At 34.2% G+C, this 269-nt stretch carries 1 pseudogene; it reads left to right on the forward strand.

From position 1 onward, the window contains the following. A pseudogene (locus SB658_RS24320) lies at positions 1-115 on the forward strand (DNA mismatch repair protein MutT); the annotation flags it as partial. Positions 116-269 lie beyond the last annotated feature (154 nt).

Below are 269 nucleotides of genomic sequence, written 5' to 3' on the forward strand. Positions count from 1 at the left end.
GTACATAACGCGTCCTCATATGAAATCCAGAACGCTTGATGCGATGAGAGCAACACATTGTATTCCGTACGAAACGTGGGAAGTGCAGCCATATAATTTAATAGGTAGATTGTAAAGAAAAGAGTAGCCGGTTTGAGATACAATCAAATCACTACTCTTTTTTGTATACTGTTTAAGGAAAAGGTCAAAATAATAATAGTGCTAGTGTTGATTTTCGGAACGTTTGTTCTGTATAATGTATGATATATTGTATACATTTAGATTACTAG

It is taken from the genome of Bacillus sp. SIMBA_008, assembly GCF_046535495.1.
Lineage (GTDB): Bacteria > Bacillota > Bacilli > Bacillales > Bacillaceae > Bacillus > Bacillus subtilis.